Genomic DNA, 21657 nt, shown 5'->3' on the forward strand with positions numbered 1-21657 from the left:
CTTTGTGCAGAGAATTTTTATAAGCTTGGTAACAAATTTTGAATAACGGTGTTGTAAGATCTGTAAATCTAAACTGAAATCATTATTTTGATGTTAGGAGTCATTAAGATGGACGAAAAGAAAGTATTAAAACCCATTGATGAAATGCTTGCTGATCCTTGGCAAGTTGATATTCAAGAATTGTTTGAAGCTTTTGTCAATGAACCTGGCGAGATCAAAAGGAGTCTGTATGATTCCTTATACACTTATATTTTGCAAAAAAGACAAGAAAATATTATTAATCGTCCTAGCTTCGTTATTTAGCCCTTTAAAAGCCTTTCTAATAGCGAATCAGCTGTCGGGCCTGGTTTATCTCGCCACACATCGTAATAGCGGTAGACAGTGTGCCATTCCGGGAAATCGTGCGGTAATTCACGCCATTGACACCCTGTAGTAAGCGAGTAAAGGATGGCATTGAATACGTCATAAAGATCATAACGACGCGGTCTTGTATGCTTGCGGAAGTTTTCTAAATCGGTTGTATTAACGCAAATTGCGCTCGAGAAATATTGCTTGGATAATCTGGCATGACAAACTCCTCAGTCGGTTTTCCACAATTCTACCAGATTCAGCAGATACTAGACAGGTTCTAAGATGCATTTCACCATACTAACAAGAAAACCAAAAATTCCCAGATCATTAATTTAACATATCGTATCAAACCACGCCTGGAATATTATCTAGGCGTTTTTTTAATGTCATGGTATTTCCTGGCAGAAAGGTTGCATTATTGTGACTACAGTTGTAAACTAATAAGTGTTAAGAGGCTACAAACGTAAACTTAGAATTCAATTAATGGAGGAAGCCAATTGAAGGAGGCAAAGAATGTAACCATCACCGATTCTGAATGGATGGTTATGAGAGCAATTTGGACAATGGGACATGCGACTAGTCGTGAACTAATCGATGCTATGAACGAATTAGAAGGCTGGTCAGCTTCAACAACCAAAACGCTACTTCACAGGTTGATTCAAAAACAGGCGGTTGCGCAGCATGGCGGCAGTCGACCGTTCACATATAAGCCGGTTATTGGCGAGAAGGAATCAATGGCGGCAGCGGCAGATGATTTGTTCGACCATATGTGTGCGATGCGGGCTGGTTCAACAATTGCCGGCGTTATTCAGTCAAGGGAACTCTCACGGGCGGATATTGCAAACTTACAGACGATTCTAGCTGAAAAGGCCAAAACAGCGCCCGAGGAAGTTCAGTGTAACTGCTTGCCAGGTGATCAAACGTGTTAAGACTGTGGTGTTCTGTTTACTTTTAGGATTGCTGCACAAAAATCCAGAATCTGGGATTTCTGATGGCGGAAACTTATGAATTTTTGTCGTAATTCTCATTCATATAGTGGCATGGTGCTCCGCAAAGCAGAAGCCTAAATATAAGAACCTGGTGGAAAAATCCCGAGCCCGGGGATTTCCACACAAGGAACTTATATTCCGGCTTCTAACCGCTTTGCTACGCACACTTATTTTTAGGGGGTCGATAATCATGGCAAATAAAGAGGACCATATGAACATGAAAAACATGAGTGCTAAGAATATGGAAAATAATGAATCAAATATGAGTCATATGGGGAATTTGAAAGTTAAATTTTGGGTCTCCGTTGTCTTAGCGATTCCAGTTTTACTGTTAGCACCAATCATGGGTTTAAACGTTTCCATCCTTAGTTTCAGTTCACCGCTAATTGTTGGCATTATCATCGTTTTGTTTGATACAGCACTTTACTTTTATGGCGGAATGCCATTTTTAAAGGGGGCTAAAGCGGAAATTCAGGATAAATCTCCTGAAATGATGACGCTAGTAACCCTTGGAATTTCCGTTTCGTATTTCTACAGTTTGTACGCATTTATTGCCAACAACTTCTTGAAACCGGCAAATCATGTAATGGATTTTTCGTTCGAACTTGCAACCCTGATTTTAATTATGCTTCTAGGACACTGGATTGAAATGAATGCATCGATGGGGGCTGGGGCTGCTTTACAAAAGATGGCGGCCCTGTTGCCTAAGACGGCCCATCTAGTTACAGATAATGGTGAAACAAAAGAAGTGCCAGTATCTGATTTAAAAGTTGGTCAAGTTTTCCAAGTGCGTTCAGGTGAGAGTATTCCAGCCGATGGTGTTATTACGGCTGGGGAGTCGACCGTGAATGAAGCACTGGTAACCGGTGAATCTACTGCCGTTACCAAGAACGTTGGCGATAAGGTCATTGGTGGTACAACCAACAATAACGGGACGCTAACGGTTAAAATTAGTGGTACTGGTGACTCCGGCTATCTTTCTCAAGTAATGAAAATGGTTCAAAATGCCCAGCAAGCTAAATCTAAAGCAGAAGATAAAGCTGATTTAGTTGCCAAGTATCTATTTTACGCGGCATTTGGTGTTGGGATTATTGCTTTCTTTGCCTGGTTACCCCAGGGATTGGCGACTGCAATGAAGATCATGGTGACCGTCTTCGTGATTGCTTGCCCGCATGCATTAGGATTAGCGATTCCATTAGTGGTTTCTCGTTCTACTACGATTGGCGCTCAAAATGGGCTATTAGTTCGAAATCGCCAAGCCATTGAAGCAAGTCAACATGTTAGCCACGTTCTCTTGGATAAAACTGGCACGTTAACAGAAGGTAAATTTACGGTGAATGCATTGATTCCAAATGATGGGATTGACGAAACAACGTTATTAAGCCGACTGGCCGCCCTTGAAAATAATTCGACTCATCCGCTGGCCCAAGCAATCATTACTGAAGCCCAAGCGAAGGACATTGAAGTCGTTGCGGCTGAAAAGTCTCAAAATATTCCGGGCGTTGGTATTTCCGGTAATGTTGATGGCACTGACTATACGATTGTTAATGGTAACTATTTAACGAAGCAAGGGATCAGGTTTGACGAGGCCGCTGCTGATAAATGGGCTGCTAAGGGTAATTCCGTCAGCTTCCTATTGCAGGGCACCCAAGTTCAAGGAATGGTTGCTGAAGGCGACACCATCAAAGCGGGTGCTAAGGAATTAATTAGTGGTCTTCAGAGGCGAGGAATTACCCCCGTAATGCTCACTGGCGATAATCCAAAAGCCGCGGAACACGTTGCTAACTTACTAGGATTGACTGAATTCCATGCAGGCCTATTACCAGATGATAAGCAAAAGGTTATTGCTGATTATCAAGCAAAGGGCAATCACGTCATCATGGTTGGTGACGGCGTAAATGACGCACCAAGTCTTGCCGCGGCCGATATTGGAATTGCAATTGGCGCCGGAACCGATGTTGCCATTGATTCCGCTGATGTTGTGTTGGTTAAATCAGAACCCAGCGATATTTTACATTTTCTTGATTTGGCTAAAATCACAAATCGGAAAATGGTTCAAAATCTCTGGTGGGGAGCAGGCTACAATATTGTCGCAATTCCACTCGCTGCCGGTGTGTTGTCATTTATTGGAATCATTCTAGACCCAGCCGTTGGTGCTGCGGTCATGGCGATGTCGACAATTATCGTGGCAATTAATGCGATGGGATTGACTGGTGAAAAGATTAAAAACGTGTAATTAAGTGATGACAAAAAGAGGAGAAAGATCAGCTGGTAGTCTGGTCTTTCTCCTCTTTATGATCATCATGTCAATTACTTATCTGGTTGCTCAGTTAATTTCGCCAATTTTTGATGCAGCCTAATGTCATATTGCCTGGTAATTGGCATTAACACCGCGACCACCCCGCAAATGGCAGCACCGATTCCTGCAATCACAAATAGGCGTTCAATGCCAATTACATCAGCTAGGGGACCGGCAAAAATTAAGCCAATTGGTCCAGCTAGATTCAACAAAGAATTCAAAACGCCTAGAATCCGCCCTAACTCTTCTGCTGGATAACTTTGTTGAATCATTGCCATTAAAAGCGTTGTAAAAAATGGGGTCGCAATTCCTTCAATGATGTTTAAAGCTGCGAACCATAAAAATCCGGTTTGGTTACCTGGCAAAATGCCGCTAATACCGGTTGGAATGCCAACCAGGAAAAACGCGATGATTACGGGCTTCATCCGGTCCTGCCACTTACCAAAGAGGCCAATGATAGTGCCGCCGATTAGCATGCCAGTTGAATAAATGGCTTCAATTAAGCCAGCCTGACTAACGGTTCCCTGAAAGTATTTCATGGTCATGAGTGGATACATGCTGGCAGCAGGCATGTAGGTTAGTGTGAAGACGGCGCCGATCAACGTAATGTACCACAAGCCCTTGTTGTTCGTAAGTTGTTTGATCCCCAAGCGGGTGTTGTGGAGCACATGCATTGGCTGATCAATTTTTTCATTGTTAGGAATTTGAACCCACGTTAAAATACAAATCCCAATGATGGCCCCAAGTACGTCTAACAGAATCAAGTACTCGATGGGGATAAACGCAAATAAAAACGCGCCCAGTGCTGGGGCAATAATCATATTCGCGGATTGCACCATTGTGGGCATTACCGATTGAATCGTTGGCATCTGGAAGGTTTGCGCACAAGACCACATCAGTAATGAAATAAAAATGAGCCAAAGTGGAAATACATGAAAGACCGTTCCGGATACGGAAAGAATAATAGCGAAACAGGCAGCAAAAACGTCCGGGAAAATTAGGAGGCCTTTTTTGTTCCACCGATCAACCATAGGACCAACAAACGGACTAAGAATCACCATTGGCAGCATTCCTAAAATAGTAGCAATGCTCAATACCGTTGCTGAACCGGTTTTCTTGGTCAAATACCAAATAGTGGCGGCCTTCTTGATTATCAAATAATTTTTCACCATTTCTATAAGTGGCGCTGGCAATGGCACTGCATCCTTTACCAGCACTAATTACAAAATAACCCCTCGAAAACATTGAAAGAATAACCCCCAATATCTATAATGTAGACATTGGGGGTTATTTATTTTGATATTATAATTTATAACGCATATTAAATCACTAGTTTTTTTGGGAATTAGATTTACCGCTCATTTCAAGAGCACCACTTTCATAATGGGCCCAACATGAGTAGATTTCGACTATTTTAGTTGCTTTATCAATGGTATAGATGACGCAGTGTTGACCATTTATCCTTCGAGAATAGTAACCAGCCGCAGGTAGTGCTTTTCATGGTAGCGCCTCCTACCCGCTAGACTATATTCAATACTTATTAGCGCAACGCTTTACTAGTTATCACGGCCTCTGTCAGCGACAGGCACCAGCAGCTGATCAACAAAGTGTTGTGATCCTGCAGACTGAAAAGAATATTTTAGTCCACCTATTCATCACCGCCAAAACACCACTACCTAGCAGAATGATCATTTATGGCAGTCATGGTAAAATCGTGATTCCTGACTACTGGAAGGCCAGCAGCGCCACTTTATATGATAATACTGACCACGCCACTTCGTTACAGGTCACTCAAAATAGCGAATTTGTTTTTGAGATTCAGCACTTTAATCAACTCTGGTCCCAACATCAACTGACTAGCCCCGTTATGACGCCGACACTCACCTGCCACACCGTAGCAATTATCGAAGATTTATACCGCCAATGGACCACAAGTATTTGATTTGAAAAACGCTTTCACAACTGTTACAGTATTAGTGTAACCAATAGTTATGAAGAGGGGGTTCATTATGACAACTTACAATTATGACTTTCCAAAATCAAAAGCACAACTCAATCAACTGATTGCCGATATCAGCCAATTAAAGGTCAACGTTCAACAAACACACTGGTATATGCGCGGTGAAAACTTCTTCCGCCTCCATCCGCTGATGGACGAATATGGCGATCAACTAAGCGAACAGCTCGATCAAATTGCAGAACGCTTGATTGCTTTAAACGGCAGCCCACTGGCAACAACTCACGAATTCATTGAAAATACTGGCCTACCAGATGACAAAGTCGCTTTTGATCAATTAACGATGACTAAATTCATGCAACGGCTAGTTGATCAATTCAAGTACCTACGTGACCAATACCAAAAAGGAATCGAAGTTACTGACGAAGAAAAAGACTTCCCAACTCAAGATATGCTTAATGGCTTCAAGGATGAAACCGATAAAAATATTTGGATGATCAGTGCTTATCTAGGCAAAGCACCATTCGCTGACTAATATAAAAGACCATATGGCTATAAACGAGTTAAAGTGCTCCATAATTGTTAGACAAGAAATCTAACAGTTATGGAGCACTTTTTCTATGGTCAAATATAGTTCAGAATTAAAAGCAGAAGTCGTTAGTGAATATCTTCAAGGTGACATTAGTATCAGTCTTCTTTCAAAGAAACGTAACTTACCTCGAATACAAGTAGGTAGATGGATACAAAACTTTCGTTTGAGCGGCGCAGACGCTCTTAAGCGAAGAAGAGTTAAACGAAGTTTCTCAGTTGAGTTTAAAGTTGATGTGATAAACTACTATCAAACTCATGATGAAACTTTAGCCGAAGTATCCGCAAAATTTGATGTTAATTCTTGTCAAATCAGTCTTTGGAGGATAGCCTTCAATCAGTATGGTATAGAAGCCTTGAAGCCTCATCCGAAAGGCAGAAAAACCAAAGTGAAACATAATAAGAAGAAATTACGTAAGTTAGTAAACAAGAACGAAATCGATCAACTTCGTGAAGAATTGACGAAAAAGAATCAAGAATTATATGATGCAAAATTGGAGAACGAAATCTTAAAAAAATCAATGACCCTATTCGGAACCTCAAAGGACGAAAGAAAACACAAATAGTTGATCAGATCAGGGTCGAACAAGAGTCTCTTCCGAAATCTAACCGGTATAAAGTCGGCGATATTCTTAAGACCATTGGACTTAAGAAAGCGACTTATCATGATGAACGTAAACGTATCAAAAATTATGTAGATAAGTATGAAGATGTAAAAGTAGAGATACTAAAAATTGCCGAAAGTGGAAGATATCGCGGACGTCTAACCTACGGTTATCGTCGCGTTCAAGAAGAGCTCATTAAATTAGATATCCATCTATCAGACGCCGTAGTCGTCGTTTGATGGATGAATTAAATGTTCAAGTAAGCCTTTATAACCGCCACAGAAATGGTAGATATTTATCTTATAAAGGTACAGTTGGAAAAGTGGCCCGTAACGTTCTACATCAGCATTTTAATGAAACCGTACCTTTCAAAGTATTACATACCGATGTTACACAAGTACGCTTGGCCGATACTAAGTGGGCTTACGTTTCAGCTATTACTGACGAAGCAAGCAAGGAAGTTTTAGCATTTCAAGTAAGTAATAGTCCTAACAGTAAACTAATTATGGATACACTCGATGAACTCACAGAAAATATTCCGGAAGGAATAAAACCAATAATTCATTCAGATCAAGGTTGGCATTATCAATTGAATTACTATACCGATAAACTCTCTGAAAAAAATTTATACAAAGCATGTCTCGTAAGGGAAACTGTCTGGTAGCGTCAAGAATCTTGTGTAAATGAAATGCCTTCGTACATATAATATGTATCTAACTTAAATAAATGATGCTTCCAAGGTGTCCTGGAGTCCTTTGAACCCTCGTTGGATCCGCTTCAGAGACTTCTCGTTATAAACATTAAACTGAGAAACCAGGAAGCGATCCAGTGAATCTTCCGTTGGAAATTGTTCTTTGTGGTGGGTGATGCGCTTGAGATGCTTATTAAAGTTCTCAATCAGGTTAGTGGAGTATAGTGATTGGTAGATTGCAAATTTAATCCGAATTTTTTGACAAATTGGTCAGCATGACCTGATAAGGTGTTTGCCAGTCAAGTATTTTAAGTGGTCTCTGATTAATTTCGAGTAAGGTGGTTTTCAAGCCTTGAGCACTAATGTGCTCAAAATAAGTCCCCTTAGGATAAAAATAGCGTAAGTTCCGATTAAATCGTTCATTACTGCCGCGCTCAGCTGGCGTATAAGCATGGCAGTAATAGGTCTTAATACCGTATTGTGCTTCAAGTGATACTAGACCGCTAAACTCAGTGCCACGGTCCACCGTAAAACTATGCACCGGGCCATTAAAAGTTGCTAGAAACTTATTTAGGGCTTCATTAACAGTCGCTGTCGTCCGGTTTTTTAATCGGTAGGCCCAAAGGAAACGTGATTTGCGATCGATTAAGGTTAATAAAACTGCCTTACTATGCCCACGAGGACCAACGACTGTATCTAGTTCAAAATCGCCGATGCGATTACGTTGATTAATCATCATGGGACGCTGTTCAATTGATCGCCCCAAAGATTGATTATATTTAGAACGTTGGTCAATGTTACGCCGTTGGCACACGCCATGTTCAGGCAAATCATTTAAAGAAAACTCAATTTTCCCTTGATTTAACCAATTATAAATTGATTTAGTCGCTAGTTTAAATTCGTGAGCTATCATTTCTGGTGACCAACTTAGCCGTAAATGGTTTAAAATTATTTGCCTTAATTTGTCATTCAATTTAGTCTTTCGGCCACATCGTGACCGCTTGTATTCGGCATCTGTTTGTGCTAATTCAGCCTGATAAGGTTCACATCGAGCTAATTCATAAGAAATTGTGGCAGGTGATCGTTTTAGGCGATCGCTCATTTGGATATTGGACAGGCTTAGTTCACAAAAGGTTTCGATTTTAATTCGTTCGGAATAGGTTATACTAGACAAAAGATCAGCTCCTAAAAGATGGGTTTGTGGCAAACACCCTTTTAAAGGAAGCTGATCTTTTTTGTCCGAACAGCGTTCGGATTAATTTTACAATCTACCGAGTTGGCATGTAAAAATTCCTTCCTTTTGAGAGACGATTTATTCATTATACCCTCTCTTAAAAGTTGTCTCAGGAATCAGCTTACATCCAAAGTCAAAATTCGACTCAGCCCTGACAATATTTAGCGAATGTTAACAAGTTTCGGATTGATGCATCACTAGTTCACGCATTTGCAGAAGTCCTTTGTACAAGCGTTTTCATTCATACTCGCGCCAAAAAGCCGGCAACACTTTTACGTGCTCCCGACTTTTATAAATCAAACGCTGCCTTAATAAGACTAGCCGCAAACGCTACTGAAGCAAGCGAATCCTCATTGTGTTAGTCCGCAGCTGTTCCAGCCGACGTCTTATGGTCCTCTTCAGCCTCAGCCTTGTACGCTGCCACCTCATCGTCAGCAGCATAAATGAAGTGATCAGGATAAACCTCGACCATTTTACGTTGCTTGTTGTCGCCTTCGAATTTGCTGGCATCGTAGGGGATCGGAATACGCTTCCGCTCGACATCCGGGTCAGGGACAGGAATGGCGGACAGTAGGCTCTTCGTGTACGGATGTAGCGGATGGGAATAAACCTCGTCGGCACTAGCCAGCTCGACCAGGCAGCCATAGTGCATGACCGCAATGCGATCGGAAATATACTTCACCATCGACAGATCATGGGCAATGAACAGATAGGTCAGCCCTTGGCGATCCTGAATGTCCTTCAGCAAGTTAACCACCTGAGCTTGAATGGACACGTCCAACGCACTGATCGGTTCGTCCGCGATAATAAACTTAGGCTGCACCGCAAGCGCCCGGGCAATGCCGATCCGCTGGCGTTGGCCGCCGGAGAATTCATGGGGATAACGGGTCGCATGGTCGGCGTTCAAGCCAACTTCCTCCAGCAACTGTTCGACTTGGTGATCACGATCCGCCTTGTCCTTAGCGAGATGGTGGATGTCGATGCCTTCCGCGATGATGTCTTTGACTTTCATCCGGGGGTTCAACGATGCATACGGATCCTGGAAAATCATCTGCGTATCCCGCCGGAAATCCAGCATCTGCTTGGAACCATTTTTGAGCTTGGCGATGTCCTGACCGTTGTACAAAATTTCGCCACTAGTTGGGTCGTAAAGACGGATGATCGCACGGCCGGTTGTGGTTTTCCCGGATCCGGATTCGCCAACAAGGCCAAGGGTTTCGCCTTCGTAGATATCAAACGAGATATCCTGAATTGCTTTAACTTCATCTTTCTTGCCGGCGTTAAACGTCTGAACCAGATGCTTAACGGAAACAAGGACTTTTTTCTTATCGTCGGCCATGTCAGTTCACCACCTTTTCGTTTGGATGCTTACTTGCCCACAGCGCATGCCGCCGCGCGATTTCCGGTGGTAGCTCCACTTTCGGCGCACCCGGCGCTAACAGCCAGGTCGCAGCCGAATGCGTTGGCGAGATCTTGAAGAAAGGCGGTTCCTGTTCAAGATCAATGGCCATTGCATACGGATTACGCGGCGCAAACGCGTCTCCTTTTGGCGGATCAAGCAAATCCGGTGGTGTACCAGGGATTGCGTACAGCCGATCACTCTTCGTCTCCAGAGTCGGCATTGCCTCCAACAGCCCCCAAGTATACGGATGCTGGGCATTATAAAAGATTTCGTCAACGGTGCCGTATTCCACAATTTTGCCGGCATACATAACCGCCACGCGATCAGCTATCCCAGCAACAACACCGAGGTCATGGGTGATGAAAATGATCGACGTATCGATTTTGGACTGGATTTCTTTTAACAGATGAATGATCTGTTCCTGAATCGTCACATCCAGCGCCGTTGTCGGTTCATCGGCTAACAGGATTTGCGGGTGATTGATGATCGCAATCGCAATGACGATCCGTTGGCGTTGGCCGCCGGAGAATTGGTGCGGATAATCTTTTAATCGTCCACCTGCGTCCTTGATGCCAACCAATTCCAGCACCCGTTCGGCTTCTTTCAAGGCGTCGGATTCACTAATCTTATTGTGCAGCATTAGCGGCTCGGCTACCTGTTTGCCGATAGTCATGGTCGGGTCCAACGATGTCATCGGATCCTGGAAAATCATGGCAACATCATTGCCACGCATGGCATTCAGCTGTTTTTCCGATTTCTTGAGAATATCGACGCCATCAAAAAGCACTTCACCATGGGTAATTTTGGCATTGGGCGCCAACAAGCCCACCACGGTCCGTACGGTGACAGATTTTCCGGAACCAGACTCACCAACAATCGCCAGCGTTTCGCCTTTGTTAAGGTCAAAACTGACATCCCGAATGGCGTGCACCGGTCCGGCATAAGTGGCAAAGTCGATTTCCAAATCTTTAACTTCCAGAATTTTAGTCATTTTGCCACCTCCTAATGTTCACTGCGCGGATCAAACGCGTCACGCAAGCCATCAGCCAGCAAGTTAAACGCCAGCATCAAGACAACGATGACAATCGCCGGACACAGCAGTTGATATGGTAGAACTTGCAGGTTCTTTTGCCCATCGGATAACAACGTCCCAAGACTGGCAGTTGGTGCCGGCAGCCCGATCCCGATGTAACTCAGGAAGGCTTCAAAGAAGATGGCCGTTGGAATCGTAAACATGGTCTGAATAATGATGATAGAGCTCAGGTTCGGAATCAGGTGTTTAAATGCGATTTTGACACTCGACTCACCAAGCGTTCTGGCCGCCAAGACAAATTCCTGATCTTTTAACTGCAGTGTTTGCGCCCGAATCAGGCGGGCCATGGTGACCCAGCCAGTCAACGCAATTGCCAAAATGATGGACGTCATCCCTGGCTTAAATACCTGCAGCATCAAGATAACAACAACCAGGTTTGGCACACTGGAAATGATTTCAATGACACGCTGCATCAAGGTATCGGTCATGCCACCGCGCCATCCGGAGATGATGCCATAGAAAACCCCGATAGTCAGATCGAAGAAAGTTGCGACAATCCCGATGAACAGTGAAACGCGGGTGCCGACCATAATACGGGATAGCAGATCACGGCCGAGGTAATCCGTGCCGAGCAGGTAGTAAACATTTTTGCCCATGCCAGCGTATTTATTTTGGCCGTTCAGGTAACCGTTTAATCCTGGTAAATCAACGCCTGGCCATTTTGGTGGCAAATTGGAATAGTTCAGGTTCTGCTTGTTAGGATTTGATGGTGACAGCCACAAAGATAGAATCGAAATGACCGCAATGATAATCAAGATCCAAAGTGAGATGAGCGCGGCTTTGTTCTTTTTCAATCGCCGCATCGCATCTTGTGAGAACGTCAGCGCAGGCTTGGCAATGCGTTCCTGTTCAGCCGTATTCACTTTGACATGCTTGAATGCGTCTGGACTTAATTTTGTTGTTTCCATTAGTTTACCTCCCCGCTCAGTCGGATTCGTGGATCAATGAAGCCGTAGAGAATATCAACGATTAAGATGGTGACGGTCAACATTGCACTGTAAAGAATTGCCAAAGCCATGATAACCGGATAGTCGTTGGTCGTGATCGACTTGACAAATTGTTCACCAATGCCAGGGATCGCAAAAATATTCTCGACAACCAGCGAGCCGACCATCAAGTCAACCGCCATTGGTCCGATGATGGTAACAATCGGAATCATGGAGTTACGCAGTGCGTGCTTGGCAACGACCTGCCAGTGTGATTCGCCTTTGGACCGCGCAAGCTCAATGTAGTCCGAACTCAGCACATCCACCATTTCGGTACGCATAAACCGCGCCGTTTGAGCCAGTGGTGCAATGGCAAGGGCGATGGTTGGCAAAATGCTGTACGTAAATCCGCCCCACAATGCGACTGGGAAGGCGCCGGTTTTGTAAGCAAATAGTTGCAGCAACGCAGCGAACACGAAGTTAGGAATGGACCGACCGAGAATCGCGAAAATTGTCGCGGTGGCATCTACCCAGGTATTCTTCCGAATCGCCGCAATCGCACCGAGCACGATGCCGGCGAGTGTGCCAACAACCATGGCTTGCGCGCCGATTTGCAGTGACGGTCCCATTCGCGAAACGATCAGCCCGGACACGGTTTGACCGGGATACTGGTACGACATCCCGAAGGCACCATGCGTGATCCCTGCCATATACGTGAGATATTGCATCCAAACCGGCTTATCCAGTCCATACTGTTTCTTTAAAATTGCCAGTTGGTCTGCCGGAATTTTAGGATTATTAAACGGGGTTCCGGGCAGTAACTTCATTAGGAAGAAAGTAATGGTGGCAACAAGAAACAGCGTCAGAAGCAAGAAGCCGATCCGTTTTAAAATATATTTAGCCATGTTTCACTCCTGTTTTTTTGGTTTTTACTCAAACGGCGTTGTCACGTGTTTTGTGGCGGGACAACGCCGTTCATGAGAACTAATGATTAAAGTGTTAAGCCTTTATTTTTATTTCAGCGAATTACTTACTCTTTGCATTGACAAAGTCATAGGAATTCGTCGGATTGTACTTCAAACCGGTAATGGTCTTACGTTGCAGTGTAGTTTGAACACTTTGATACAGTGGAACAACACCTTGTTCCTTTGTCAGAAGTTCTTGCGCCTTTAACAAAGTATTCCAACGAGCAGTCGGGTTAGAGGCGTCCGTCGTCTTGGACTGTTTAATCAAGGCATCATATTGCGCATTTGACCACTTGCCATCGTTATACGTATTGTCAGTGGTGAACAAATCGAGGAAGGAAATTGCATCTGGGAAATCAGCACTCCAGGCTGAGATGACCATATCGAACTGACCATTTTGAGAACGAGACAAACGGGTCTTAAATGGTACCGTGGCAATTGTCACTTTCAAACCTGGTAAATTCTGCTGAAGGGTACTCTGAAAGTACTCAGCCGAACGCTTGGCATTGGTAGTATCATCCGTTAACAGTTCCAGCTTTGGTGCGGTCTGACCGGTTTCCTTTAATCCTTCTGTCCAAAGTTCTTTGGCCTTGGAAGGGTCATACGTAACCGTTGATGATTCTGCTTTTGCTGCTGTCTCCGAAAAATCTTTACCGTCCTTGGTAAACAGTCCTTCAGGCGTAACGTTCTTAGCCGCAATAGAAGAATCATTCAAGACTTTCTTGATGTATTCTTTCCGATTAATTGCCATGGAAATTGCCTGCCGAACTTTGGTGTTCTTAAAGATAGGATCTTTTTGTTCGTTTAATTCCAGGTAGAATGTGGAAGTTTGCTTACGGCCTTTGAAGTCAGCGTTGGACTTGGCTTGTGCGGCCTGCTCGCCAGTTAGCTGTGCAATATCCAACTTCTTGGATTGATAAAGGTTCATCGCAGTTTGCGGATCCTTAACCACTTGACTGTTCAAGGTATCAATATGCACATTCTTGGCATTCCAATAAGTCTCGTTTTTGGTTTCTTTCCAAGTATTGCTATCGCCGTTCCAGTTCTTCAACTCATAAGGACCGTTTGACAAGATGTACTTGGAGGTTGTACCGAACTTTTTGCCGGCTTTTTCAACGAACTTCTCATTTTGCGGGAAGAATGCTGGGTTAACCAACATGGTCTTGAAGTATGGAATCGCATGATCCAAGGTCACCTTCAAGGTTGTCTTGTTAACCGCGGTAACGCCTAAAGTACTGGCAGCTTTCTTGCCAGCCATAATATCATCGGCATTCTTCACGCCGGAAAAGAGATACGCATATTGGGACTTTGTCTTAGGTTCAACTGTACGCCGCCAACCAAATACGAAATCCTGTGCCGTAACCGGGTCACCATTACTCCATTTGGCATTTCGTAATTTGAAAGTATACGTCTTCCCACCGTTAGTCACGGTTGGCTGACTCTTGGCAATTGCCGGATGTAAATCTTTGCCAGAATACCGATACAAGCCGTCCATCGTGTCAATCAACGCTTGACCGCTAATTGCATCGGTATTCGTTGACGGATCCATCGTGGAGATAATATCGCCTACCATGCGGGTGATGGAGGTACCTTTACTGCTTGCTGAATTAAAACCACAGGCTGCTAACATCCCGGCGAGCGCAATTATTGTGCCCGCAACCATTGTTTTTCTAAATTTCATCTTGATCCCTCCTAAAATGATTGAACTTACTTTACATTAAAATCTCATTAATGTAAATAAGTAATCTCTCATTTTTGGATAAAAAAACCGCGATGTTAGAAAATGTTTCGTAAAAAGGTTAAGCATGGTATCAAATAACAAATCGTACAAGGCTTATACGAATGTTTTAGATAGCGCATTAAATCCAGAAATAGCAAAGTTTGTCTAACTAGCAAGGCGTGACGTTGAAAACTCGCTGCAATATTGGAAGTTGCAACAACCCAAATATTAAATAATACACACTTTTTGCATAATTTCTTCCAGTTTTCATGAAATTGTTTGTTTTGTTTGAATAATTTTTGCTTCTGTCAAACAGCTTGCTAGTCATGTGCTCACAAAAAGAGCAAGAACCAAGGCATTTGCTCAGTTCTTGCTAATTATTTTCAAAGCAATTACTTATTATTAGTGAGTACCTTACCATTTTTGTGGCTGCGGATGCTCCGGAACACCACAATCACCAGACCAACGACGGAGACTAAGGTGGCTAACCAAAAGACTGTGGCTAATGCATGTAAAAATGGTTCCCCGGATTGTGGCGAGATGCGCTTCACGTCGGGCAACTGGGCAGATAGCAAGGTAGCGCCGAAGCTGATACCAATGGTCAACCCGATCGTGCGGGCCAGTGAGTTCATGGAACCGGCAACCCCGGAAAGGCTACTGTCCACGGCACCCATGGTTAAGAACATGTTTAGGGTCTTTTTAAAAGCAATCGAATGAATGCCAAAACCAGCATCGTGGCGCTTGTCTGTAACTGCCGTTCGCAATTTCGCCAAAGACGCCGATAGTTGCCAAGCCAACTGAAACTACGTTCCACAATCCATCGTTGCGGTGTGATGATACCTTGCTTTAGATCGCTTTGTTTAGCGATGATGACATCGGCACCACCAATGATAGCTTTTACCGGTTCGGCGAAATCGTTACCCGTATAGCCACTATCCGCCATCACGTTCAGAAACGTTTGCGGTTGTGATGTGGACTGCCATCGGCAGTCCGTTAATGTCAACACCGATATGACGCTTGATACCGGCGAGCTTTTTGCCTCCGTCGTAACCCTTGTGTTCAGCTGGGTCAATATTGCGAACACTTTGAGCGTCAATGATTAAAAATGACGTTTTAGCTGAACGGTTTTGGTTCAGTCGATGTCGTGCGACAGTTTTTTTAAAACTCGATCGAACGTGGTTAGTTCATCAGGGCTGGTAGGTTCTTTCCAGGCCAACAAGTAATAGTAAACGGTTTGCCATTTAGGAAAATCAGCTGGTAAGTCACGCCAAGTACAACCATTTTTCAGGGTATAAAGTATGGCGCAGAAAACATCATAAAGGTCTATTTTACGTGGCTTGGTGCACTTTCGCGCACCTTCAAGGCCTGGGCGTATCAGCTCAAATTGTTCACGGGAAATGTCGCTACTGTAGTGATGGGTAAATGGTTGCATTGGGTGATAACTCTCCATTTTTTAACTAGAATACCTGAAAAATAGCGACATGTCTAAGAACCCAAACATGTTCTAAGGCTAGCTCAAAGGCCAGTTTTAACAATAGTACGACGTTAAGCTATGTGGGTATGGGAATCGCCTTGCTGGTGATTTATGCGATTTACGCCATTTTCCGTAAGAGTCAGGCAGTGGTGCCGTTATTTCTGTTCAAACGGTGCAACTTTACCGGTTCAATGATTGGACTAGTTTGGGCGGGGATTGTGAATAACGGGCCAATGCTATTACTGCCACTGTTTTTCCAAAATCTACGTGGTCAAAATGTTGCTGAAGCGGGATTATCCCTTATTCCACAAGGGATCAGGATGCTGATTGCCCGGCCAATCATTGGCCGCTTCATTGATCGAATCGGGGCGCGTTGGGTTCTGATTGTCGGCTTGTTAGTGACCCTAATTAGAACCGTGCCGTTCATGTCCTTTGATCAGCACGCTAACTTTTGGTTACTGATGGGTATTTTATTTGTTCGGGGAATCGGGGCCGGAGCCATTATCAGTCCGCTCATGACCGATTCGTTTGTCGGCCAAGATCCCAAGTATTCCGGCCAAATTTCAATTGCGGGGCGGATTACACAAAATGTAGGTGGTACGTTTGGTTCAGCATTGATGGCGACGGTTGTGTCGGCGTACCTCACTAGCCACACGCATGAACTGATGACTAATTATTTGACAGCTGTGGCGCACGCCTATCAACAGGGGGTTTATCTGGGCGGTGGTCTGCACTGCCGTCATGATTATCCCAACGTTCTTGCTGACTAACAAGTTTGATCACCAGTCGGACAAGGAAGGTGTGCCGGCACCAACAACTGAAAAGTAAAAGAAGTGGTATGACAATTTCTGTCATACTACTTTCTTTGAAATCAGTAAAATGAAGGCTGGTCGCCTTGCGTGCCGGGCTGACCACTCTGAATCGTTTCGTAGGTTAACTTGTGCTGATCGTTGAAGAGCTAAGCTACTCGTAAGAGAGTTTTGGTGACGACAACGACAGCTGTCTTCTTTCGTTTTACGCCGGAGCTGGCAATCATCATAGTGTTCCGGTTGCCAAGCAGCCTATGTGTAATCGACCTTGATCGACAATTTTTTTAAAATTAAATCTAACTGACTATGGCCAACCGCATCAATCGGTTCTGACCAACGGTGGAAATAACTGTAAACCGTTTCGTTTGCCATTTAGGAAAATCATGGGGTAACTGACGCCATTAAGAGCCAGTACGCAGAATATAAAGAACGGCATTAGATAATCTCGTAGAAATCAACTTGGCGCGGTCGTGTGCATCGGCGCACGGCTTCTAAATCAGTTTAAATTAGTTCAAATTTTTGTCGGGTAGTGTCGCTTGGATAGCTAATCATCTATTAATATCCTTTTTGATTAAACTACATCAAAAACATTTTGGGTTGTTAACAAAGATTAAAAGCAAGCTCTAATGGCATACGTCACACAACCTTAAAAAAATCCTATGATTGGAAGACAATCAAGAAGAACTCAAATGAGTTTTATATATGGCAGATTGCAAGAAATAACTTGAACGAATTTAATGACGTAAATTAAGCAAGAAGATCTCGATTGGTGTATGCCAATTAAGACATTTAAGTGGCCGGGAATTCAAATACCAATTAATTTGAACCAATTGGTGATCACTTAGTTCTTCAATGGCTTGGCCTTTGGGAATAAAGCGCCGCAAAACTCGGTTACGGTTCTCATTACTGCCTCTTTCATGCGGTGAATAGGCATGGGCAAAATAAACCTGTGTACAAGTTCGCCGTTCAATTGTCTGATAGTTAGCGAACTCTTTACCATGATCTACGGTAAGCGTCTTGAGCTTGTCTTGAAGTTGACTAGCTAGTTCAAGTACGGCTTGAGTCATGGACTGACTGTCGCGACCATGGAGCCGTTTAACAATTGTCAGGCGATTCTTACGTTCCACAAAAGTAGCCACAGCTTGACCTTTACGTTTACCAGAAAGTACGGTATCAGCTTCAAAGTGGCCGAATTCCTGGCGAGTTTCGACTTTATGAGGCCGCTCCTCAATGGAGCGGCCGTGATTGAACGTACCACGCTTTTCTTTAGCACGGTGACGACGAATTCCATGATCAGGCAAATCGGGCAACTGTATATCAAGTCATCCTTGATCAATCCAGTTATAGACCGTCTTGTAGGCAATCCCCACCACATGGGCAACTTGTTCAGGGGACCACTTCTGGACTTGAATTTTTTCCTCGATCAAGTGTTTAAGGTTTTTAGTGAGCGAAGACTCCGCCCCCGTTGACTAACCTTTCGTTCAAAGTCAGTTTGCGCTAACCCAGCCTGGTACTCACTATTTAGCCGGTGAAGTTCGTTAAAGATGGTGGTCTTACTAAAGCCTAAGTAGTTAGCGATGTATCGCAAGGAACGTCCTTCATTATGAAGCGTTTCAATAACAACACGGTTCTGGAATGATAAAATAGTGGTGCTCATCAAGGTCCTTCTTTCTAATGGATTGTGTGGTAACACCATTAAAGGCATTGATGGTTTTTTCTGTCCACTTAAATGTTCAACTTAAATTTTACAATCTGACTTAATTAAAGGTGGTTCAAAAAAGTCTTCACTACCTAAATCAACTCCTCCTTTCCCTTGACGTAATTCTCCCGGTACTAAGGCGTCTTCCGCTGCCACAATCTTGTTGAGCGGTTATTACCAGTGTTAATCCCAGCGTATGAGTAGCGTTCGTAACCCAAGAACTCTGCCAATTCGGCTTGAAGCAGCTGGTTAATCGCAATTTCGAGGTGGTGACGAAAAGCTTCGTCCAAATCTTGCTTTTGGGCTAGTGCAGCGATAATTTCTGTGGTAAGTTCATTCATGGGGAATGCCTCCTGTGATGTTTTCTGTGATTACTAAATATCATAAGGGAAGGCATTCCCTATTTCTATACAATTCAGAAATCTTTTATGCATTTACACAAGATATTTTACGCTCTCTACAATTAATGATATTAAAGTCGATACCCCTCATGAAAAGCTTGACCTCGCTCAAGTATCATATAATTATGTTGATGATAAATTCAATGATAAGAATGAAGTAGACCAAATGCTAGATTTAGTTTTTCCTAATCAAAAAGAAGAACAAGGTGATTACGAAGAGCCTTTTAATGAAGAGGAATATAAAGCGTTGGTAGCTATTAATAAAGAAGTGAAACAACGACAACAAAGTGAAAATACAGTTGATACGTTGTTAGACATTGCAAGTGAGTGAAAAAATAAAAAAGCAGGCGATGTAATATAGCCTGCTTTTTTAAACCCTTGTACATACTTTGCATATGTATACCTTGTTTACTATGTATACGAAGTATACATAGTAAACAAATGAAATTGATTTATAGAATTTTATTTTTATTGGTAAGAAAAATTACTGTATCTGTACAGAAATGAGTACTTAGCAAACCATGTAAACTTAGTAAACCAAGTTTACATGGTTTGCAGTTGCAAAGTTTATAGAAATTATTTTAATCTTTTTATGTTTATATCGTACATTCCTTCAAAAACGTCTTTTTGTCGGTCGGGTAAACCTTGATTAATATAGTAGTCTGCAAGTGTTGAAATAATATCATCAATAGACGCTTTATCTGCTCGCTCTAATTCTGTCATAAATGGTTGTAATGTCCTACATTTAAGAACCGTTGTTTCAGAAAGACGTTGAGTTTGTGTACGCTTCTTTTTATGTGTCTTATCTTTGTTAGATTCTTTATTTGCAGTATTATCTGTGTCAGAGATATTAAAGTCAGGATTTGAAAAGTCGTTACCGTTTGAAAACTTTACTTTTTTATCATCTAAAGTGTTTTTTTTATTGGAAGTTAAAATTGGATCAATAGCCATGTTAATTCCCCCACCTTATAAATTTGTTTCAAGTTCAAGTTGATGTTGATCTAATTCATTCAAAACATTCTTAAAGACAGTATGTGCTTTAAGATCCCATTGATCAGGAGTGTTATTGATATTCTTTTTAAGGTGGATTCCTTCAACATCATAGACTTTTAAGCGTTCCTGGTATTTAACTATAGTATCCAAAACGTTATTGCCATAAGCATTTCTAGCATCACTTAGCACTTTGTCATCAACACGGCCACCAGGTCGAAGCATACATGGAACTATTCCTAATACTTGAAGCTGCTTATCATAAGTATTGATTAGGTATTGCATGTAATCTATATACGTTTGAGCGCCATCTAAAGATAATTCTTGAGTTTGCAATACAATAATACAATAATCAGCTGCCATCATAGCATTATCAGAAAAATCTGAAATTGTAGGTGGAACGTCAATATAGATAGTATCGTATTTCTCTTTTAGAGGCTTAAGTAATTCGTTAAGGTAATTGATTTGTGCTGTATCATCATTTGGAAATTTTGACATTAGCAATTTAGGTAGATTTTTAAATTGAGTTACACTTGATAATAAGTCCAAATTTTCCATAATCGGGGTAATTTGAGACGCTAGTTCTCCATTGACAAAACCTTTATAAATATTCTTATCAATAATTTTAATGCCTCCTGTTTTTGCTAAAATACTGGAAGCATTTGCTTGGGGATCAAGATCAATGACTAATGTCTTACGATGCTTATAAACGGCTGACGTATAAGCAAGCATAGTTAATGTTTTTGTTTTTCCTACTCCACCTTTGAAATTTCCTACCACATTTACAGTACAATCCGTTTTTTCTTTATCTTCTCTTACCATAAAAACACCTCATATTTATTTTATAAGTTCATTATAGTACACATACTATAAACATTGCAAATGTATACAAAATCGACCACCTTAAATTTTGTGTAAACAATGTATACTAAGTTTACACAGTTTACATATGCCATTTTTATCAAAAATGACTATAGGATGTTGATATAATAGGTATTTTTAAAAGTTCGCAATTGTATACCTAGTTTACAAAGTTTACAAAGTTTACAAAGTTTACATTGTAAACTTTGTAAACTAACAATTTCATATGTATACAATCGAAAATGTTTATTTACATTTATATCGGGTTATGTTTTACTTAACATAACAAATAAATAAAAAAGCCGTCGTGAACTGGCATTCACAACGACTCACAAAACCAAAACGGTTTATATTCTTAAACTTCAATATAAGTATTATAGGATAATTTCCTTTCAAACTCAATGTTTAAATATTGTAAGTAATTAAAAAGTTTTGTGAGTTGACGGCAATATTGGTTTTTATGCTAGCTTACTCACTTTTATGAGTTGATCAGCATTACCTGATTAACTCTTTTTAATTACCAAGATTTAAATAGCAGGTTTCATCGGGCTTGGTCGTTTTTAGGTAAGCTAATGATGAGTCTGAGGAGAGGGGATTAAGTAG

At 42.2% G+C, this 21657-nt stretch carries 18 protein-coding genes and 8 pseudogenes; 9 read left to right on the top strand and 17 right to left on the bottom strand.

Features of this window, described 5'->3' with window-relative positions:
• The first annotated feature begins 90 nt into the window (after positions 1–90).
• Positions 91–303, top strand: a complete 213-nt coding sequence (locus tag NL111_RS10215; protein ID WP_200834133.1) for a hypothetical protein — start codon at positions 91–93, stop codon at positions 301–303.
• A 2-nt stretch (positions 304–305) separates the two neighbouring features.
• Here the strand turns inward: NL111_RS10215 and NL111_RS10220 are convergent.
• Positions 306–568: pseudogene (locus NL111_RS10220) on the bottom strand (transposase); the annotation flags it as partial.
• A gap of 280 nt (positions 569–848) precedes the next feature.
• Between NL111_RS10220 and NL111_RS10225 the strand changes: the two are divergent.
• Together NL111_RS10225 and NL111_RS10230 are read left to right on the top strand one after the other, a co-directional pair.
• Positions 849–1280, top strand: a complete 432-nt coding sequence (locus NL111_RS10225) for a CopY/TcrY family copper transport repressor (protein ID WP_159215656.1) — start codon at positions 849–851, stop codon at positions 1278–1280.
• 250 nt (positions 1281–1530) lie between these two features.
• The gene (locus tag NL111_RS10230; RefSeq protein ID WP_159215655.1) at positions 1531–3576 is read left to right on the top strand and encodes a heavy metal translocating P-type ATPase; all 2046 of its coding nucleotides are present in this window, start codon (positions 1531–1533) and stop codon (positions 3574–3576) included.
• 74 nt (positions 3577–3650) lie between these two features.
• Here the strand turns inward: NL111_RS10230 and NL111_RS10235 are convergent, their stop codons facing one another.
• Positions 3651–4811: an MFS transporter gene (locus tag NL111_RS10235; protein WP_327437093.1), complete on the bottom strand. Its 1161-nt coding sequence runs from the start codon at positions 4809–4811 to the stop codon at positions 3651–3653.
• Positions 4771–4884 (bottom strand): annotated as a pseudogene (locus tag NL111_RS10690) (MobA/MobL family protein); the annotation flags it as partial. The pseudogene NL111_RS10690 and the gene NL111_RS10235, both read right to left, overlap by 41 nt.
• Before the next feature lie 283 nt (positions 4885–5167).
• Between NL111_RS10690 and NL111_RS10245 the strand changes: the two are divergent.
• The 4 genes from NL111_RS10245 to NL111_RS10260 all read left to right on the top strand — a co-directional run bounded on the left by NL111_RS10245 (position 5168) and on the right by NL111_RS10260 (position 7453).
• Complete coding sequence (locus tag NL111_RS10245; RefSeq protein WP_397321356.1) at positions 5168–5581, top strand: hypothetical protein; 414 nt, start codon at positions 5168–5170, stop codon at positions 5579–5581.
• A 67-nt stretch (positions 5582–5648) separates the two neighbouring features.
• Positions 5649–6131, top strand: coding sequence for a Dps family protein (locus tag NL111_RS10250; RefSeq protein ID WP_024863157.1), 483 nt, complete (start codon positions 5649–5651; stop codon positions 6129–6131).
• Positions 6132–6216: 85 nt separating this feature from the next.
• Complete coding sequence (locus NL111_RS10255; protein WP_024863158.1) at positions 6217–6750, top strand: helix-turn-helix domain-containing protein; 534 nt, start codon at positions 6217–6219, stop codon at positions 6748–6750.
• Between the two features lie 277 nt (positions 6751–7027).
• On the top strand, positions 7028–7453 hold the full coding sequence (locus NL111_RS10260; protein WP_155248881.1) for a DDE-type integrase/transposase/recombinase: 426 nt from the start codon (positions 7028–7030) through the stop codon (positions 7451–7453).
• 54 nt (positions 7454–7507) lie between these two features.
• On the opposite strand, the pseudogene NL111_RS10265 reads toward NL111_RS10260, so the two are convergent.
• From NL111_RS10265 to NL111_RS10305, 9 genes and pseudogenes are all read right to left on the bottom strand, one after another.
• Positions 7508–7720: pseudogene (locus tag NL111_RS10265) on the bottom strand (transposase); the annotation flags it as partial.
• A gap of 4 nt (positions 7721–7724) precedes the next feature.
• Positions 7725–8654 carry an IS30 family transposase gene (locus tag NL111_RS10270; RefSeq protein WP_159215654.1) on the bottom strand — a complete coding sequence of 310 codons (930 nt, stop codon included), beginning with the start codon at positions 8652–8654 and terminating at the stop codon, positions 7725–7727.
• A gap of 418 nt (positions 8655–9072) precedes the next feature.
• Positions 9073–10053: an ABC transporter ATP-binding protein gene (locus tag NL111_RS10275; protein ID WP_075140350.1), complete on the bottom strand. Its 981-nt coding sequence runs from the start codon at positions 10051–10053 to the stop codon at positions 9073–9075.
• A gap of 1 nt (position 10054) precedes the next feature.
• Positions 10055–11107: an ABC transporter ATP-binding protein gene (locus tag NL111_RS10280; protein WP_024863161.1), complete on the bottom strand. Its 1053-nt coding sequence runs from the start codon at positions 11105–11107 to the stop codon at positions 10055–10057.
• Positions 11108–11118: 11 nt separating this feature from the next.
• Positions 11119–12117 carry an ABC transporter permease gene (locus tag NL111_RS10285; RefSeq protein WP_024863162.1) on the bottom strand — a complete coding sequence of 333 codons (999 nt, stop codon included), beginning with the start codon at positions 12115–12117 and terminating at the stop codon, positions 11119–11121.
• The gene (gene opp3b / locus NL111_RS10290) at positions 12117–13040 is read right to left on the bottom strand and encodes an oligopeptide ABC transporter permease (protein ID WP_024863163.1); all 924 of its coding nucleotides are present in this window, start codon (positions 13038–13040) and stop codon (positions 12117–12119) included. Before opp3b ends, NL111_RS10285 begins: the two co-directional genes overlap by 1 nt.
• A gap of 121 nt (positions 13041–13161) precedes the next feature.
• The gene (locus NL111_RS10295; RefSeq protein ID WP_075140351.1) at positions 13162–14781 is read right to left on the bottom strand and encodes a peptide ABC transporter substrate-binding protein; all 1620 of its coding nucleotides are present in this window, start codon (positions 14779–14781) and stop codon (positions 13162–13164) included.
• Positions 14782–15212: 431 nt separating this feature from the next.
• Positions 15213–15509, bottom strand: a pseudogene (locus NL111_RS10300) (MFS transporter); the annotation flags it as partial.
• Positions 15509–16252 (bottom strand): annotated as a pseudogene (locus NL111_RS10305) (IS5 family transposase). The pseudogenes NL111_RS10300 and NL111_RS10305, both read right to left, overlap by 1 nt.
• 128 nt (positions 16253–16380) lie before the next feature.
• Between NL111_RS10305 and NL111_RS10310 the strand changes: the two are divergent.
• The gene (locus NL111_RS10310) at positions 16381–17064 is read left to right on the top strand and encodes an MFS transporter (protein ID WP_051462099.1); all 684 of its coding nucleotides are present in this window, start codon (positions 16381–16383) and stop codon (positions 17062–17064) included.
• 773 nt (positions 17065–17837) lie between these two features.
• On the opposite strand, the pseudogene NL111_RS10315 reads toward NL111_RS10310, so the two are convergent.
• From NL111_RS10315 to NL111_RS10325, 3 pseudogenes are all read right to left on the bottom strand, one after another.
• A pseudogene (locus NL111_RS10315) lies at positions 17838–18760 on the bottom strand (IS30 family transposase).
• Positions 18761–18862: 102 nt separating this feature from the next.
• Positions 18863–18970 (bottom strand): annotated as a pseudogene (locus tag NL111_RS10320) (filamentation induced by cAMP protein fic); the annotation flags it as partial.
• Positions 18967–19143: pseudogene (locus tag NL111_RS10325) on the bottom strand (transposase); the annotation flags it as partial. The pseudogenes NL111_RS10320 and NL111_RS10325, both read right to left, overlap by 4 nt.
• A 226-nt stretch (positions 19144–19369) precedes the next feature.
• Between NL111_RS10325 and NL111_RS10330 the strand changes: the two are divergent.
• Positions 19370–19534, top strand: a complete 165-nt coding sequence (locus NL111_RS10330; protein WP_164878552.1) for a hypothetical protein — start codon at positions 19370–19372, stop codon at positions 19532–19534.
• A 245-nt stretch (positions 19535–19779) separates the two neighbouring features.
• Here NL111_RS10330 and NL111_RS10335 read toward each other — a convergent pair whose 3' ends face one another.
• Together NL111_RS10335 and NL111_RS10340 are read right to left on the bottom strand one after the other, a co-directional pair.
• The gene (locus tag NL111_RS10335) at positions 19780–20154 is read right to left on the bottom strand and encodes a hypothetical protein (RefSeq protein ID WP_024863168.1); all 375 of its coding nucleotides are present in this window, start codon (positions 20152–20154) and stop codon (positions 19780–19782) included.
• A 15-nt stretch (positions 20155–20169) separates the two neighbouring features.
• Positions 20170–21015 carry a ParA family protein gene (locus NL111_RS10340; protein ID WP_024863169.1) on the bottom strand — a complete coding sequence of 282 codons (846 nt, stop codon included), beginning with the start codon at positions 21013–21015 and terminating at the stop codon, positions 20170–20172.
• Positions 21016–21657: the final 642 nt, after the last annotated feature.

Origin of the sequence: Pediococcus sp. AC40 (assembly GCF_030252485.1) — a bacterium.
Taxonomy (GTDB): domain Bacteria; phylum Bacillota; class Bacilli; order Lactobacillales; family Lactobacillaceae; genus Pediococcus; species Pediococcus acidilactici.

Excerpts from the sequence above, each read along its gene's own strand:
- NL111_RS10215 (WP_200834133.1), top strand. The coding sequence starts at position 91 with ATGTTAGGAGTCATTAAGATGGACGAAAAGAAAGTATTAAAACCCATT.
- NL111_RS10230 (WP_159215655.1), top strand. The coding sequence starts at position 1,531 with ATGGCAAATAAAGAGGACCATATGAACATGAAAAACATGAGTGCTAAG.
- NL111_RS10235 (WP_327437093.1), bottom strand. The coding sequence starts at position 4,811 with ATGGTGAAAAATTATTTGATAATCAAGAAGGCCGCCACTATTTGGTAT.
- NL111_RS10250 (WP_024863157.1), top strand. The coding sequence starts at position 5,649 with ATGACAACTTACAATTATGACTTTCCAAAATCAAAAGCACAACTCAAT.
- NL111_RS10255 (WP_024863158.1), top strand. The coding sequence starts at position 6,217 with ATGGTCAAATATAGTTCAGAATTAAAAGCAGAAGTCGTTAGTGAATAT.
- NL111_RS10260 (WP_155248881.1), top strand. The coding sequence starts at position 7,028 with ATGGATGAATTAAATGTTCAAGTAAGCCTTTATAACCGCCACAGAAAT.
- NL111_RS10275 (WP_075140350.1), bottom strand. The coding sequence starts at position 10,053 with ATGGCCGACGATAAGAAAAAAGTCCTTGTTTCCGTTAAGCATCTGGTT.
- NL111_RS10280 (WP_024863161.1), bottom strand. The coding sequence starts at position 11,107 with ATGACTAAAATTCTGGAAGTTAAAGATTTGGAAATCGACTTTGCCACT.
- NL111_RS10285 (WP_024863162.1), bottom strand. The coding sequence starts at position 12,117 with ATGGAAACAACAAAATTAAGTCCAGACGCATTCAAGCATGTCAAAGTG.
- opp3b (WP_024863163.1), bottom strand. The coding sequence starts at position 13,040 with ATGGCTAAATATATTTTAAAACGGATCGGCTTCTTGCTTCTGACGCTG.
- NL111_RS10295 (WP_075140351.1), bottom strand. The coding sequence starts at position 14,781 with ATGAAATTTAGAAAAACAATGGTTGCGGGCACAATAATTGCGCTCGCC.
- NL111_RS10310 (WP_051462099.1), top strand. The coding sequence starts at position 16,381 with ATGGGAATCGCCTTGCTGGTGATTTATGCGATTTACGCCATTTTCCGT.
- NL111_RS10330 (WP_164878552.1), top strand. The coding sequence starts at position 19,370 with ATGCTAGATTTAGTTTTTCCTAATCAAAAAGAAGAACAAGGTGATTAC.
- NL111_RS10335 (WP_024863168.1), bottom strand. The coding sequence starts at position 20,154 with ATGGCTATTGATCCAATTTTAACTTCCAATAAAAAAAACACTTTAGAT.
- NL111_RS10340 (WP_024863169.1), bottom strand. The coding sequence starts at position 21,015 with ATGGTAAGAGAAGATAAAGAAAAAACGGATTGTACTGTAAATGTGGTA.